This window comes from Oribacterium sp. C9, from assembly GCF_002007235.1.
Classification (GTDB): domain Bacteria; phylum Bacillota; class Clostridia; order Lachnospirales; family Lachnospiraceae; genus Oribacterium.
The window spans coordinates 1-1083 of record NZ_MUHW01000068.1 but is presented as its reverse complement, the minus strand read 5'-3'; the positions used below and the strand labels follow the sequence as shown (position 1 = coordinate 1083).

At 41.0% G+C, this 1083-nt stretch carries 2 pseudogenes; one reads left to right on the top strand and one right to left on the bottom strand.

What is annotated here, in order from left to right:
- A pseudogene (locus BXO88_RS16640) lies at positions 1-494 on the top strand (hypothetical protein); the annotation flags it as partial.
- A gap of 59 nt (positions 495-553) precedes the next feature.
- On the opposite strand, the pseudogene BXO88_RS16170 reads toward BXO88_RS16640, so the two are convergent.
- A pseudogene (locus BXO88_RS16170) lies at positions 554-966 on the bottom strand (UDP-glucose 6-dehydrogenase); the annotation flags it as partial.
- Positions 967-1083: the final 117 nt, after the last annotated feature.

Sequence of the window (1083 nt, the reverse complement as noted above, 5' to 3'; positions counted from 1 at the left end):
TCATCGGAGCTGGTCATACCATATACCATGTCAACAAAGTGATCGCCGAAACAGGACAAATCGTTGAGGACGGAACCGGATATGTCTATGTCAACACAGCCGTAGATGACGGAACCGACATCTCAAGTCTCATGTCGTGCTTTACTAAGAAAGAATTTAACAACCCAAAGTTCCCAAGACTCAGTAAAGAAGTCAAGTATCTGAAAACAACAGAAGGAGGCCTTAATTCCATGTGTACAGTTATGAAATATTATGAAGATATAGCCGAGCAACGAGGCAGATCTGAAGGACACTCTGAAGGTCTTGCAGAAGGTCTTACAAAAGGCCGTTCCGAAGGGCTCGCAGAAGGAAAACGATTATCCTACTTCGAAATGGTTCAAGACGGTGACATGAGTGTCAAAAAAGCCGCTCAAAAAACAAATCTCACTGAGGAAGAATTCCTCAAGGAAATGAAACTCGCCGGTTTCAAGCTGCCTCAGGAACAAACTATTTAAACATCCACATGCAACAAATGCAATCTAAAATATCAAATATGATATTTTTAGATTGCATTTGTCAGGCGATAAACACCGATTGTGATCGGTCTCTCCTTCTCAACATTCCACATGGAGTTTCCAGTATAACTGTAGTATCCGGCCTTGTCCAGCACACGGTCTGCGATGAAATCCTTTCTCGTCCGATTGCTTTCCACTATCGTCTGAATAAGATTTTCAGGCACATCCTGATAGTTCGCAAGAAGCTGTTTCGTATCCTTAGGAAGACAATATCCACCATAAACAGAGTATCGATATCCGGTTTCTCCGCTCCCTCTTGAAGCAGCTTTGCAAATGTTTCCGCTTTTTCTCTCGTGCCGTCATCGCATCCAACCATAATCCGGCTGGGATAGAGATTATCATAAAGTGCTTTTGATTCCCTCAGAAACTCCGGACTGAATATGATCCTGTCTGTCTTATACTTTTCTCTTACCTTATGATAATTCTCCTCTTTACTCCTATGCTTATTATTTCAAACTAAAATTTATGGTGAAAGACACCAAAATTCTGTTGATTAAACAATTTAATTTCATCTCATCCAAGGTTATAG